Below are 12,281 nucleotides of genomic sequence, written 5' to 3' on the forward strand. Positions count from 1 at the left end.
AACGGCCGCCGGGCCCCCGGCGCCGAGCGTGTCGGGAAGCAGAGCGGTCGGGGAGTCTCAGCGCGGCAGCTCGCGCGTCTCGCGCGCCTCGCGCAGCAGGTCGGCCCACCACACCAGCTCGTCGACCGCCGCCTCGACGGCCTTGCGGGTGCCGTCGTCGGGACGGTAGGCGCCCGCGTCGTCCAGGTGCTGCCACGGCGCGGCGAGCCCGACGACCCGCCGCGTCCCGACGACCCGCAGCTCCGCGAGCACGCCACGCAGGTGCTCGACGGCCAGCAGGCCGCCGTGCACCCCGTACGCGACCATCGTCGCCGGCTTGAAGCCCCACACGCCGTAGTGGTTGTCGAGCAGGTGCTTGAGCGAGGCCGGGTAGGAGTGGTTGTACTCCGGGGTCAGCAGGACGTACGCGTCGGCGCGCGCGATCCGCTCGTCGAGCGGCCCGGCGTCCCCGCCGCCCGGGCGTACGCCGCGTCCGTCGCCCGGGTCCGTGACCGCGAGGTCGAGCACGTCCGTGGTGATCCCGGTCGTCGCCCCCAGCACCTCGGCGAGCCAGGGCAGCAGGTAGCCGGAGGCACTCTGCTCCCGGACGCTCGCGGAGATCAGGAGCACGCGCAGGTCGGTCATGGCCCCGAGGCTAGAACCTCGACATTTGTCGAGGTCAACGGGCGCCCACCGCGACCCCCGTCACACCGGGCGCGCGACCTCAGGTGCCGCAGAACGTGCGGAACCCCTCGGTGAACGTGGCGGGGGCGGGCTCGGCGTACCGCTCGCGACCCTCCTGCACGACGAACGGCGAGCGGAGCACCTCCATGAGGGAGTCCAGCGGGCCGAAGTCACCGGCCTCGGCCGCGACGAGCGCCTCGTCCACGAGGTGGTTGCGCGGCACGTAGACGGGGTTGACGCGGTCCATCGCGTCGCCGTCCGGGGAGGTCGCGAGCCAGCGCTCGAGCCACGCGTCGAGGGCCGGGCGGTCCAGCACGAGCGCGCGCACCGGCTCGCGGTCGCCGCGGGCGGCGGCGCCCAGCGCCCGGAACGTCGTCGTCCAGTCCACCCGCTCCGCGCCCAGCAGCACGAGGAGCCCGTCCACGAGCTCGGCGGTGGCGTCGTCGTCGAGACCGGCGGGCAGCGAGAGCTTGGCCCGCATCCCCTCGGCGCGGGCCGCGGCGTACGCCCCCGTGAACTCGCCCAGCAGCTCGGTCGCGACCGCGATCGCCTCCTGCTCGTCGTCGGCGAGCAGCGGCAGCATCGCCTCGGCGAGACGCGCCAGGTTCCACTGCAGGATGCCCGGCTGGTTGCCGAAGGAGTAGCGGCCCTGGGTGTCGATGGAGCTGAACACGGTGGCCGGGTCGTAGCCGTCCAGGAACGCGCAGGGCCCGTAGTCGATCGTCTCCCCCGAGATCGTCGTGTTGTCGGTGTTCATCACCCCGTGCACGAACCCGACGTCCATCCAGCGCGCCACCAGCCGCGCCTGGGCGTGGACGACGGCGCGGTAGAGGGCCCGGTACGGCGCGGGGTCCGCCGCCGCCTGCGGGTGGTGGCGCGCGATGGCGTGGTCGGCGAGGCGCCGCAGCACGGACCCGCTGCCCGACCCGCTGCCCGACCCGTCGCCCGAGCCGTCACCCTCGCTGTCGAGCAGCCGGGCGTACTGGAAGCTGCCGACCCGCAGGTGGCTGGCCGCCACGCGGGCGAGCACGGCGCCGCGACCGGGGGTCTCGCGCTGCACGGTGCGGCCGGTGGCCACCACCGCGAGGCTCCGGGTGGTCGGCACGCCGAGCGCGTGCAGGGCCTCGCTGACGACGTGCTCGCGCAGCATCGGGCCGAGCAGCGCGCGGCCGTCGCCGCCGCGGGCGTACGGCGTGCGTCCCGAGCCCTTCAGGTGCAGGTCGCGCACCCGGCCGTCGGGGCCCGTCAGCTCGCCGAGCAGCAGCGCCCGGCCGTCGCCGAGGCGCGGGGAGAAGCCGCCGAACTGGTGGCCCGCGTACGCCTGTGCCACCGGCCGCGCGCCGGGGGGCGGCTCGACGCCGGTGAGCAGCCCGAGCCCCTCCGGGCCGCGCAGCGCCTCGGGGTCGAGGCCGAGCTCGAGGGCGACGGGCTCGTTGAGCACGACGAGCTCGGGCGCCGGCGCCTCCTCGGCGCGCCACGGGGTGGCGAGCTCGGGCAGCGCGTCGGCGAAGGACGTTCCCAGGACGGGGGCGGTGACAGGCACGTCCTCGAGGTTACGCGGGGCACGACGATGGTCGCCCGGGCCGCGACCTTCGTCGCTTCCGGCGTCCGTCGACGGCGCCCTAGCGTGGTGGGCATGAACGACGAGTCCGCGCCCGGCGTGCCCGCGAGCCCCGGCACGGGCGGGCACGACGACCTCGGCATGACGCGCCAGGACGCGGTGTGGACCTACGTCCTGCTGGGCCTGGGCGGTGTCGCCCTCCTGGTGCTCGGCCCCCTGGCCGCCCGCTGGCTGGCCGGCGCCGACCTCCCGCTCGTGCCCTTCCGCGACACGCTCGCCTGGATCGGCGGGTTCGACCAGTGGTGGGCCTGGGTGGTGCGCCCCCTGGTCGGGCTCGGGGCCGGCCTCGCGATGGCCGCGGTCGTCGTCGACGAGGAGTGGCACCTCGAGGTGCACGACGACCACGTCCTGACCCGGCGCGGCAGGGACCGACGTCGGCTCGAGCGCTCCGGCATCGTCGGCGTGCACCTCGAGAAGAAGCACGTCGTCATCGAGGGCGAGCACGGGCGCGTCCTTTTCGACCACCCGGTCGAGGCGAGGGGCGAGCAGGTGCGCGAGGTGTTCACCTCGCGCGGCTACCCCTACGAGTCGCTGTAGCCGACCGCGAGCAGGACGGCACGCAGGACGTCGGCGCCGCGGTGCGCCTCGGCGACGCGGTCCGACAGGCCCAGGCCGGCGAAGGTCGTGGCCGCCGCCTCGAGCTCGGCGAGCTCGGCCGCGACCACGCGTCGCTCCTCCTCGGCGTCGAGCTCGCGACGCGGGACCTCGCTCCCGCCGACGCCCACCACCCCGCCCGTCGGCTCCGGGACGGGCACGGCCTCGGCGTTGTCCAGCGCCCCGAGCGCGGACCGCACCGCCGCGGCGACGGTGCGGTCTCGGGCCCGCACGGCGTTCGTCAGCTCGAGGCGGAGCAGGTCCCGGAGGCCGGTGGGGGTGCTCATCCCCCGACGCTACCGACGGCGCCGCCCCCGCGCGTACCCCTTTTCCCGGCTCCCGCGGCTCAGCTCTCGCGCGACGACAGCACGCAGAACTCGTTGCCCTCCGGGTCGGCCAGGACCGTCCAGGACACGTCGGTCGGCTGCCCGACGTCGACGCGGCGCGCGCCGCGGGCGACCAGCCGCTCGATCTCGGCGTCGCGGTCGTCCGAGACGTGCGGGGCGAGATCGAGGTGCAGCCGGTTGGGTCCCGGCTTGTCACCGCCGGCGGGGACGAACACGAGCCCCGGTCCGACCCGCTCCCACGGGGTCGCCGCGACGTCGGCCTCGGTGACCCAACCGGGCACGAGGACCAGCTCGTCCGGGGCCTCGTAGACGATCCTCCAGCCGAGCGTCTCCGCCCACCACCGCCCGAGGACGGCGACGTCGTGGGCCTGGACGACGGTGGTGTACCAGCGCAGCGCCACGGCTCAGCCGATCGGCGCGGTGCCGGACTCGTGGGCCACGATGTCGCGCGCGAGCCCCTCCCACCTGGCGTACGCGTCGGGGTACGCCGAGCGCTGGACCGCCTGCGCCGCCTGGGTCACCGACATCGACTCCCAACCCGCGATGTCGAGCAGGCCGGGGTTCGGCGTGTGCGCCGCGGTGCCGTAGAACGCCTGCGACGACAGCACCGGGTCCTGCACCTGGGCCTCGGTGCCCCAGCCCTGGGACGGCCGCTGCTGGAACAGGCCGAGCGAGTCGCGGTCGCCGTAGTCGACGTTGACCAACGTGGACTCCTGCATCGCGGTGGCCAGCGCGACCACCCAGCCCTGCTCCCCGACGCCGGCGCCCTTGCCGACGCCGATGATCGTGCGGGCGTTGGCCTTCTGCTCGTCGCTGAGCGAGTCGTAGGTCGAGCCGGGGGGCGAGCTGCTGCCGGTGCCGAACAGCGCGGTCCAGGTCTGGGGGCCGACCTGGCCGTCGACGGCCAGGCCACCGGCGGCCTGGAAGTCGCGCACCGCCTGGGCGGTCTGGGGCCCGAAGTCGCCGTCGCCGAGGACCGCGTGGCCGCGCGCCTCGAGCAGCACCTGGAGCGCCTGGACGGCGTGACCCGAGTCGCCCTCGGCGAGCGGCACGACGAGCGCGGCGATCGTCTGCGGGCCCGCGACGCCGTCGACGACGAGGCCGCTGCCCTGCTGGAACGCGGAGACGGCGGCCTGCGTGCCGTCGCCGAACTGCCCGTCCGCGGGCGTGGACTGCCCGTGGTGGGTGAGCAGGTGCTGCACGGCCGTCACGTCGGGGCCGGTCGATCCGGTGCGGAGGTTCGGGTACGCCGCGCTCGCGGCACCCGGGGTCGCCGCGACGAGGCCGAGGGCCAGGGCCGCGGCCACGAGCGGCGCGAGCAGCACGGTGACGAGGCGTCGGGCCGGCGCACCTCGTGCGGTCCGGCGGTGGGCAGGGGCCAGTGGTCGTGTCTCCCGAGACATGGGACCCAGGCAAGCACGGATCGCGGCCCCCTGCATCCGTCGCGCGACGGATCCGGCTCAGGCGCGCCCGAAGCGTCCGCGGCGGTGGACCAGGAGCGCGTCGGCCTCCGCGGCGCCTTCGCCGGAGGCGGGCGGGTGCGCGTCCTCGGCCAGCTCCACCGACTCGACGACGCAGGTGACCAGGCGCGACCAGCCGACCTCGACGCTCGACTCCAGGCGAACCTCCACCCACCCCGCCGCGTCCTCGAGCCGCGGACCCGCGGGGCCGGGCGCGAAGGACGCGTGCCGGAACGGCCCGCCGGGCGCCGGCGCCGTGCCGGCGAACATCTCGGCGAGGTCGCGGTGGCGCCAGCGCAGCAGCTGCACGAGCGCGCGGCCGGTCTCCTCGAGGGCGAGCGTGAGGTCGGCGTCGGGGTCGAGCAGGGCGAGCACCCGGCCCTCGGGGCCGTTGGCCACCATCAGCGACGAGACGGTCAGTCCGTCGGCGCCCACCGGGTCGCCGTCGCCCGCGGTCCACAGGGTCACCGCGGCGCCCAGCCGCCCGCGCAGGGCCCGGACCGGGTCGCGCGAGGGGTCGGCGAAGGGGTGGCTGGAGTGGATGGTCACGTGTCTCCTCCCGCCCGGGGCACCCCGAGCTCCCACTCGGTGCCGAACGACCCGGTCGTCAGCTCCGCGGTGCCGCCGAGGTCGGCGAGCCGTCCGCGGATCGATCCCGTGACCCCGAGCCGCCCGTCGGCCTCGGCGGCGTCGAGGCGCCCGGGCGCGATGCCGGGGCCCTCGTCGCGCACGGTCACGACGACGCGGTCGTCGAGGTCCTCCAGCAGCACCCAGGCGGGGGCGTCCTCGCCGACGTGGACGGCGACGTTGTCGAGGCACGCGCCGGCGGCGGCCACGAGCTCGCGGGCGTGGCCGGCCGGCAGCGGGACGGGTACGCCGGGGGTCACCACGCGCACGTCGGGACGCGGACGCCCGCCCAGGGCCTCGAGGGCGCCGGCGACGTCGACGGGCCGGTCGTCGGCCGCCGAGCCGGGCTCGACGCCGGCCTCGCCCCGGGCGTCGGCGGTGAGCGTGTCCTGGGCACGGATCAGCGAGCGCAGCGCCGCCTCCTGCTCGCCGGCCAACCGCGCCAGCTCGACGCCCGGCCCGCCGAGCTCCGCTCCGCGGCGCTGGGTCAGGGCGAGCACCTGGAGCACCCCGTCGTGCACCGCGCGCGCGAGCCGGGCCCGCTCCTCCGCGGCGGCCGCCTCCCGCTCCGCACGGTCGCGCTCCGCGGCCATCCGCTGCAGCGACTCTGCGAGGTAGCCGACGATCGGCGCACCGATCGCGATGAGGAACAGGTGGCCGTAGTTCGTCTGGTTGAGCTCCGAGCGCACCGAGACGTCGGCCGCACCGAGCACCACGGCGGCGACCAGGCCGCCGCGCCAGCGCCAGTGCACCGCCCAGGCCAGGAGGGCGCCCATGATCCAGAAGCCCGGGACGGTGGCCCGCATGTCGTCGCCCTTGACGGGGAGGCTGACCAGCAGCAGGGCGGCCGCGACCGCGAGGTCCGCGACGAGCAGGGGCGTGCGGCGGCGGCGCGGGGAGGCGTACCCCCACAGCGCCACGGGCGTCCACACCAGCATCACGCCGACGCAGACCCACAGGCCGACGACGTGCTCGGCGTTGTCGCGGCGCACCACGTTGAGTGCGACGGCGTTGAGGAGCAGGACGACGCGCAGCACCGCGAGGGCGCGGAACATCCGGTTCTCGACCGCGACGGCCGCGGCGTCGCGCCAGCCCGGCGGCACCAGCCGCAGGCGTACGCCCCTGCTGCTCGCCCGCTCCCCCATGCGCCTGCCCGACCCGTCGATCAGGAGGCCTTGCGCGTGGGCTCCTCGACCTCGCGCGCCGACTTCTTCGCGTCGGCCTTGGCTCGCGCGGCGTACACGTCGACGTACTCCTGGTCGGAGAGCGTCATGATCGCGTACATGATCTCGTCGGTGACAGAGCGCAGGATGTAGCGGTCCCCGCTCATGCCCTCGTAGCGGCTGAAGTCGAGCGGGGCGCCGAAGCGCACGGACGGTCGCGTGAGTCGGCCGAACTTCTTGCCGGGGGGAGCCACGGTGTCGGTGCCGATCACGGCCACCGGGATCACCGGCACACCGGTCTCGATCGCGAGGCGGGCGACGCCGGTCTTGCCGCGGTAGAGCTTGCCGTCGTGGCTGCGCGTGCCCTCGGGGAAGATGCCGAACAGCTCGCCGCGGCCGAGCACGCTCTTGGCGGACATCAGCGCGCCCTCCGCGGCGTTCGCGCCGGAGCGGTCGATCGGGATCTGGCCCGCGCCGTTGAAGAAGGTGCGCTGCATCCAGCCCTTGAAGCCGGTGCCGGTGAAGTACTCCGACTTCGCCACGTAGCTCACGCGGCGCGGCAGCACGAGCGGCATGAACAGCCAGTCGGCGTAGGAGAGGTGGTTGCTGGCCAGGATGGCCGGACCCTCGCCGGGCACGTGGTCGAGACCGTCGGCCTTGGGCCGGAAGACCAGCCGCAGCAGCGGGCCGAGCGCGATCAGCTTGAGGAACCAGTAGAACACCGCGCACCCACTCCCGTGTCGACCCCGAACGCCTGCGGCGGCGACACCGTCGTCCGCGCCGCTCACGGACTCTAGACCCTGCACCCCCTCGTGCAGAATGCCCGCCATGTCCGTTCACCCGCTGGCCCTCCCCTCCTCGGTCGCCGCTCGCCCCGACCTCACCGGCGGCCGCCGGGTCGGCGTGCTGCTCAGCCACGGCTTCACCGGCTCCCCCGTCTCGGTGCGGCCGTGGGGCGACGCGCTGGCCGAGCGCGGGTACGCCGTCGAGGTGCCGCGGCTGCCCGGTCACGGCACGACCTGGCAGGAGATGAACCGGACCCGCTGGGAGGACTGGTACGAGCACCTCGAGCGCGTACTCGAGCGCCTGGTCGACGAGAACGACGCCGTCGTGGTCGGCGGACTGTCGATGGGCGGCGGGCTCGCGCTGCGTCTCGCGGCCGCCCACGCCGGCCGGGTCGCGGGCGTCGTGCTCGTCAACCCCGCGGTGACGAGCACCAACCGGCAGCTGCTCGCCGCACCGCTGCTGCAGCACGCCGTGGGCTCGGTGGCGGCCATCGGCAACGACATCGCGAAGCCCGGCGCCGACGAGCGGGCGTACCCCCGCACCCCGCTGCGCGCCCTGGTCTCGATGACGCGCGGGTGGAAGGACGTGCGCGACCACCTCGGGGAGGTCACCGCACCCGTGCTGCTGTTCCGCTCCGCGCAGGACCACGTCGTCGACCCGTCGTCGGCGGCGCTGATCCGCTCCCGCGTCGGGGACGTCACCGAGCGCGTGCTCGAGGACAGCTTCCACGTCGCGACCCTCGACCACGACGCGCAGCGGATCTTCGACGAGACGGCCGAGTTCGTCGCCCGGGTGACGGCCTGACCGGCTGCTTCGGGCGTGTCTAGACTCGACGGCGTGAACCGCGGCAGCGACGACGAGGCCTGGCGCGCGATCGTCGAGAACTTCGGGGAGCGTGCGCGGCTCGACGACGAGTCCGAACGGCCCGGCGAGCCCGCGGAACGCCCGGACGACCGGGCCGGCGACGGGCCCGACGAGGGCCCCGGGGACGTCGACCTCGATCGGATCGCGGAGCTGACCGGGGTCGGCCCCCGTCCCGACCAGGACCGCACCGAGCCCGTGCGGCCCGACCCGGAGGAGGAGCGGTTCGTGCCGCCGCCCCCGCCGCCGCTGCCCCGCCCCAGCCCCGGTCGCCTCGTCGCGTGGCTGGGCGTGCTCGGCGCGCCGGTGCTGCTCGTGCTCCTGCTGGTCCTGCAGTTCACGCTGCCGGCGTGGTTCGCCAGCGGGCTCGTGATCTGGTTCCTCGGCGGTTTCGCCTACCTCGTCACCGAGATGCCCCGCGAGCGCCCGGACGACGGCGACAACGGCGCCCGCGTCTGAGGCGTACCCGGCGCGGTCCCCGACCGGCTGCGGAGAGAACGCGGACCGGCCGTGGGAAAACGCGGACTCCCCCGCGCTCCGACGACGCGTCCGTCCGCGTTCTCCACGGCCCCGTCCGCGTTCTCTCCGCCGCCGGACCCCGCCGGACCCCGCCGGGTCGGCGCGAGCACCGGTCCGCTCACACCTCGCCGAGCGCGGCGGCGCCGATGATCGCCGCCTCGGGGCCCAGCAGGGCGGCCCGCACGGGCGGGAGCTCGCGGTGCGGGGCGCCCACGAGGGAGCGGGCCAGCGCGGCGCGTGCCGGATCCAGCAGCCGGTCGCCCACGGCGCTGACGCCCCCGCCGACCACCACGACGTCGGGATCGAGCCCGGCGACGAGGTTCGCGAGCCCGACGCCGAGCCAGCCGCCGACGTGGGTGAAGGCCTGCACGGCCACGAGGTCGCCGGCGGCGGCCGCGTCGGTGACCATCGGCCCGGTGAGCCGGTCGGCGACCCCGCCGCACCAGTCGTCGAGGACCGTGGGCTCGCGCCCGATCCGGGCGCGGGCGAAGGCGACGAGCGCGTTGCCGCTGGCGTACTGCTCCCAGCAGCCCCGCCCGCCGCACTCGCAGGCGACGCCGTCGGGCACGACCTGGGCGTGCCCGAACTCCCCCGCCATCCCGTTGCGGCCGCGCAGCACCCGTGGCCCGGCCCCGGCGTCGAGGACGACCGCGCCGCCGATCCCGGTGCCGACCGTCACGGCGATCGCGCAGCCGGACCCGCGGGCCGCGCCGTGACGGTGCTCGGCCCAGGCGGCGGCGTTCGCGTCGTTGTCGAGGTGCACCGGTGCGCCGAGCAGGGCGGCGAGACGACGCCGCACCGCCTCGCCCCGCCACGGCAGGTGCGGCGCGAACATCACGCGCTCGCCCGCGGCGTCGACGAAGCCCGCCGCGGCCACACCCACCGAGGCGACCTCGCGGCCGTCGACGACCTCCTCCACGGCCTCGGCGACGGTGCTCTCGAGGAGCACCACGGAGGAGTCGCGCGGCGGGGTACGCCGGACCGCGACCGCCGCGATCGCGCCGTCGGGCTCGACCACTCCGGCCAGGATCTTCGTGCCGCCGACGTCGACGCCGACCCGCAGGCCGGCGGAGCGGCCCACCCGCTCGCTCACCGGCGGGCGAGGTCGGCGGCGCCGATCATCCCGGCGTCGTTGCCGAGCTCGGCGAGGCGGATCTCCGCCGCGGGGCGGTAGCCGCGCCCGCTCAGCGTGTGCGCGAAACGGCCGCGCAGGGGGCCGAGGAGCAGGTCGCCGGCGGCCGAGACGCCGCCCCCGACGACGACGAGACCCGGGTCCAGCACCGAGACGAGCGAGGAGATCCCCTCCCCCAGCCAGGTGCCGAGCTCCTCGAGCTGCTCGACGCAGAACGGGTCGCCGGCCTGCGCCAGCTCGGTGATCAGCGGGCCCTCGATCGCCGCCGGGTCGCCGCCCGCCCGCTCGAGCAGGGGCGCGGCCAGCAGCGACCCGCAGGCGGCGTCCTCCCGGGCGCGGCGCACGAGGGCCGAACCGCTGGCGTACTGCTCCCAGCAGCCGTGGCTGCCGCAGCCGCAGAGCCGACCGCCGTGCACGAGGCGCAGGTGGCCGATCTCGGCGGCGATGCCGAAGGCCCCGCGCCGCAGCTCGCCGTCGGCGATGATCCCGCCGCCGACGCCGGTGCCGACGGTGACCAGCAGCATGTCGGCCAGGTCGAGGTCGCGACCGGCGCCGAAGACGAACTCGCCCCACGCCGCCGCGTTGGCGTCGTTCTCGACGACCACGGGCAGCCCGAGGCGCTGCGCCAGCTCGCTGCCCAGCGGCTCGTCGCGCCAGGCCAGGTTGGGCGCGAAGAGGACCGTCGAGCGCCCGGCGTCGACGAACCCCGCCGCGCCGACGCCCACGTGCTCGACCGCGTGCTCGCGGGCGAGCTCGGTGACCAGCGAGGTGACGGTCGCGGCGATCGCCTCGCTGTCGCTGGCGGGCGACTCGGCGCGCAGGCGCGCCAGGATCCGGCCCTTCTCGTCGACGACGCCACCGGCGATCTTCGTGCCGCCGATGTCGATGCCGCAGGAGAGGCTCATCGCGGCGTCTCGTCGTCGAGGTCGATCCGCTCCACGCCGTCGGAGCGGGCGGGGCCCGGCCGCGGGTCGGCGGCGACCGCGTTCAGCAGCGCCGCGGAGGCCTGCATGAAGGACGCGGCCGCTCCGGCGAGCTGGGCGCGGACCTCCGGCGTGCACTGGCGGGCGAGGTGGATGCCGCGGCAGACGGGGCAGAACCGGCACTCGGAGGACGCCTCGGTCGAGGTCCCGGACGACTCACCGGGCGACTCACCGGCCGCGGCGTCGCGCAGCCCCTCGGCCAGGCCGTGGACACCCTGGGCGACCCCGTGGGCCATGCCCCCGAGACCGCCGGCACCGCCGTTGTCCTGGGCACCGCCGTGGTCGAGGTCGTGGTCGCGCGCCCAGTCCGCGAGGGCGCCGAACAGCTTGGCCGCTTCCTCGCCGACGCTGCCGACACGCTCCCCCGCCTGCTCGCCCGCGGGCTGGTCCGTGCTCACGTCACCGTCTCCTCGAATCGCACCGTCAGCTGGCCGTCCTCGACCCGGGCCCCGGCGATGCGGTGGCGCGCGAGCCCGGTGGGCAGGGTCAGGAGGCGACGATACGACCCCACGGTCACCACCAGCTCGTCCCCGTTGCGCGCGAGCGCGACGTCACGTCGCTCCACGAGCGGGAGGGTCAGGGCCAGGGTGGCGCGGCCGTCGGCCAGCTCCACGGCGTACGGCCCCTCGCCCTCGGGGTCCGCGAGCGGGTCGGCGGGCAGGGAGGCGTACACCTCCTCCACCATCGCGGCGAGCGCCGGCGCGCCGACGGGCTCGGCCGGGCGGTAGCGCGAGCGCCACACCGGCAGGCCCTCGAAGGAGGCCTCGGCGTCGGCCAGCACCGCGCTCTGCGCGGCGACCCAGCCGGCACGCCACTCGTCCGCCCCGTCGGCGGGGAAGACGCGGTTGGCCACGACGCCGTCGACGCGGTAGCCGAACAGGGACAGCATCGTGTACGAGCGGCGGGCCTCGGCGAGCACGACGCGCTCGGGCGTGAGCACCACCCGCACGGACGCGCGGGGGCCGGTGAGCAGCGCGCGTACCTCCTCGAGCTCGGCGTGCAGGCGCTCGAGCGCGTCGAAGACGTTCTCGTTCGGCATCGGTACGCCCGAGGCCCGCGTCAGCACGGGCTTGAGGGTGCGCATGACCCGGCGCTGCGTCGGGAAGATCCGCTGGACGTACCACCCCAGCGCCTCCGGCAGCGCCAGCAACCGCAGCGTCTCCGCGGTCGGCGCGCAGTCGACGACGATCACGTCCCAGCGCCCGGAGCGCGCCTGCAGCCGCAGCTCCAGCAGCGCCAGGACCTCCTCGGCGCCGGGCAGGACCGTCAGCTCCTCGGCGGCCACCCGGTCGACGCCGACCACGTCGAGCACCGAGAGCAGGTAGCGCTGGATCTCGGCCCACGACTGCTCGAAGCGCAGCTGGGCGTCGACGTGCTGGACGTAGAGGTGCTCGGCGACCGCGGTCGGCTCGGGGCCGACGGGCACGCCGTACGCGTCCGCGAGCGAGTGCGCCGCATCGGTCGAGAGCACCAGCGTGCGGCGCCCGCGTGCGGCCGCCAGGGCGGCCGTGCCCGCCGAGACCGT

General features: G+C 76.0%; 15 protein-coding genes. 3 read left to right on the top strand and 12 right to left on the bottom strand.

What is annotated here, in order from left to right:
* Positions 1-57: 57 nt before the first annotated feature.
* The gene (locus tag RDV89_RS11870; RefSeq protein WP_315733263.1) at positions 58-624 is read right to left on the bottom strand and encodes an NADPH-dependent FMN reductase; all 567 of its coding nucleotides are present in this window, start codon (positions 622-624) and stop codon (positions 58-60) included.
* Positions 625-703: 79 nt separating this feature from the next.
* Complete coding sequence (locus RDV89_RS11875; RefSeq protein WP_315733264.1) at positions 704-2,206, bottom strand: protein adenylyltransferase SelO; 1,503 nt, start codon at positions 2,204-2,206, stop codon at positions 704-706.
* A gap of 93 nt (positions 2,207-2,299) precedes the next feature.
* Between RDV89_RS11875 and RDV89_RS11880 the strand changes: the two genes are divergently transcribed.
* The gene (locus RDV89_RS11880) at positions 2,300-2,821 is read left to right on the top strand and encodes a YqeB family protein (protein ID WP_315733265.1); all 522 of its coding nucleotides are present in this window, start codon (positions 2,300-2,302) and stop codon (positions 2,819-2,821) included.
* Here the strand turns inward: RDV89_RS11880 and RDV89_RS11885 are convergent.
* From RDV89_RS11885 to RDV89_RS11910, 6 genes are all read right to left on the bottom strand, one after another.
* Entirely contained in the window at positions 2,806-3,165 is a 360-nt protein-coding gene (locus tag RDV89_RS11885; protein WP_315733266.1) for a hypothetical protein, read from the bottom strand. The two genes, RDV89_RS11880 and RDV89_RS11885, sit on opposite strands and share 16 nt — an antisense overlap.
* A 59-nt stretch (positions 3,166-3,224) precedes the next feature.
* A complete protein-coding gene (locus tag RDV89_RS11890; RefSeq protein WP_315733267.1) occupies positions 3,225-3,626 on the bottom strand; it encodes a VOC family protein in 402 nt (133 codons plus the stop codon).
* Positions 3,627-3,629: 3 nt separating this feature from the next.
* Complete coding sequence (locus RDV89_RS11895) at positions 3,630-4,550, bottom strand: peptidoglycan-binding domain-containing protein (protein ID WP_315733268.1); 921 nt, start codon at positions 4,548-4,550, stop codon at positions 3,630-3,632.
* A 135-nt stretch (positions 4,551-4,685) separates the two neighbouring features.
* A complete protein-coding gene (locus tag RDV89_RS11900) occupies positions 4,686-5,234 on the bottom strand; it encodes a flavin reductase family protein (protein WP_315733269.1) in 549 nt (182 codons plus the stop codon).
* Positions 5,231-6,457, bottom strand: coding sequence for a MacS family sensor histidine kinase (macS, locus tag RDV89_RS11905; RefSeq protein ID WP_315733270.1), 1,227 nt, complete (start codon positions 6,455-6,457; stop codon positions 5,231-5,233). Before macS ends, RDV89_RS11900 begins: the two co-directional genes overlap by 4 nt.
* A 20-nt stretch (positions 6,458-6,477) precedes the next feature.
* Complete coding sequence (locus RDV89_RS11910) at positions 6,478-7,197, bottom strand: lysophospholipid acyltransferase family protein (protein ID WP_315733271.1); 720 nt, start codon at positions 7,195-7,197, stop codon at positions 6,478-6,480.
* 106 nt (positions 7,198-7,303) lie between these two features.
* On the opposite strand from RDV89_RS11910, the gene RDV89_RS11915 reads away from it, so the two are divergent.
* On the top strand, positions 7,304-8,065 hold the full coding sequence (locus RDV89_RS11915) for an alpha/beta hydrolase (RefSeq protein ID WP_315733272.1): 762 nt from the start codon (positions 7,304-7,306) through the stop codon (positions 8,063-8,065).
* Positions 8,066-8,098: 33 nt separating this feature from the next.
* The gene (locus RDV89_RS11920) at positions 8,099-8,581 is read left to right on the top strand and encodes a hypothetical protein (RefSeq protein ID WP_315733273.1); all 483 of its coding nucleotides are present in this window, start codon (positions 8,099-8,101) and stop codon (positions 8,579-8,581) included.
* Between the two features lie 178 nt (positions 8,582-8,759).
* Here the strand turns inward: RDV89_RS11920 and RDV89_RS11925 are convergent, their stop codons facing one another.
* The 4 genes from RDV89_RS11925 to RDV89_RS11940 form a co-directional block, all read right to left on the bottom strand.
* On the bottom strand, positions 8,760-9,734 hold the full coding sequence (locus RDV89_RS11925; protein ID WP_315733274.1) for an ROK family protein: 975 nt from the start codon (positions 9,732-9,734) through the stop codon (positions 8,760-8,762).
* Positions 9,731-10,678 (bottom strand): ROK family glucokinase, encoded by a 948-nt coding sequence (locus RDV89_RS11930; protein WP_315733275.1) that lies wholly within the window; start codon positions 10,676-10,678, stop codon positions 9,731-9,733. The genes RDV89_RS11925 and RDV89_RS11930 overlap by 4 nt, the downstream gene beginning before the upstream one ends.
* Positions 10,675-11,154: a hypothetical protein gene (locus RDV89_RS11935; protein ID WP_315733276.1), complete on the bottom strand. Its 480-nt coding sequence runs from the start codon at positions 11,152-11,154 to the stop codon at positions 10,675-10,677. Before RDV89_RS11935 ends, RDV89_RS11930 begins: the two co-directional genes overlap by 4 nt.
* The coding region (locus RDV89_RS11940; protein WP_315733277.1) for an ArsA family ATPase at positions 11,151-12,281 on the bottom strand (1,131 nt) is incomplete at its 5' end. The genes RDV89_RS11935 and RDV89_RS11940, both read right to left, overlap by 4 nt.

Source organism: Nocardioides imazamoxiresistens, assembly GCF_032378595.1.
Classification (GTDB): Bacteria; Actinomycetota; Actinomycetes; order Propionibacteriales; family Nocardioidaceae; genus Nocardioides; species Nocardioides imazamoxiresistens.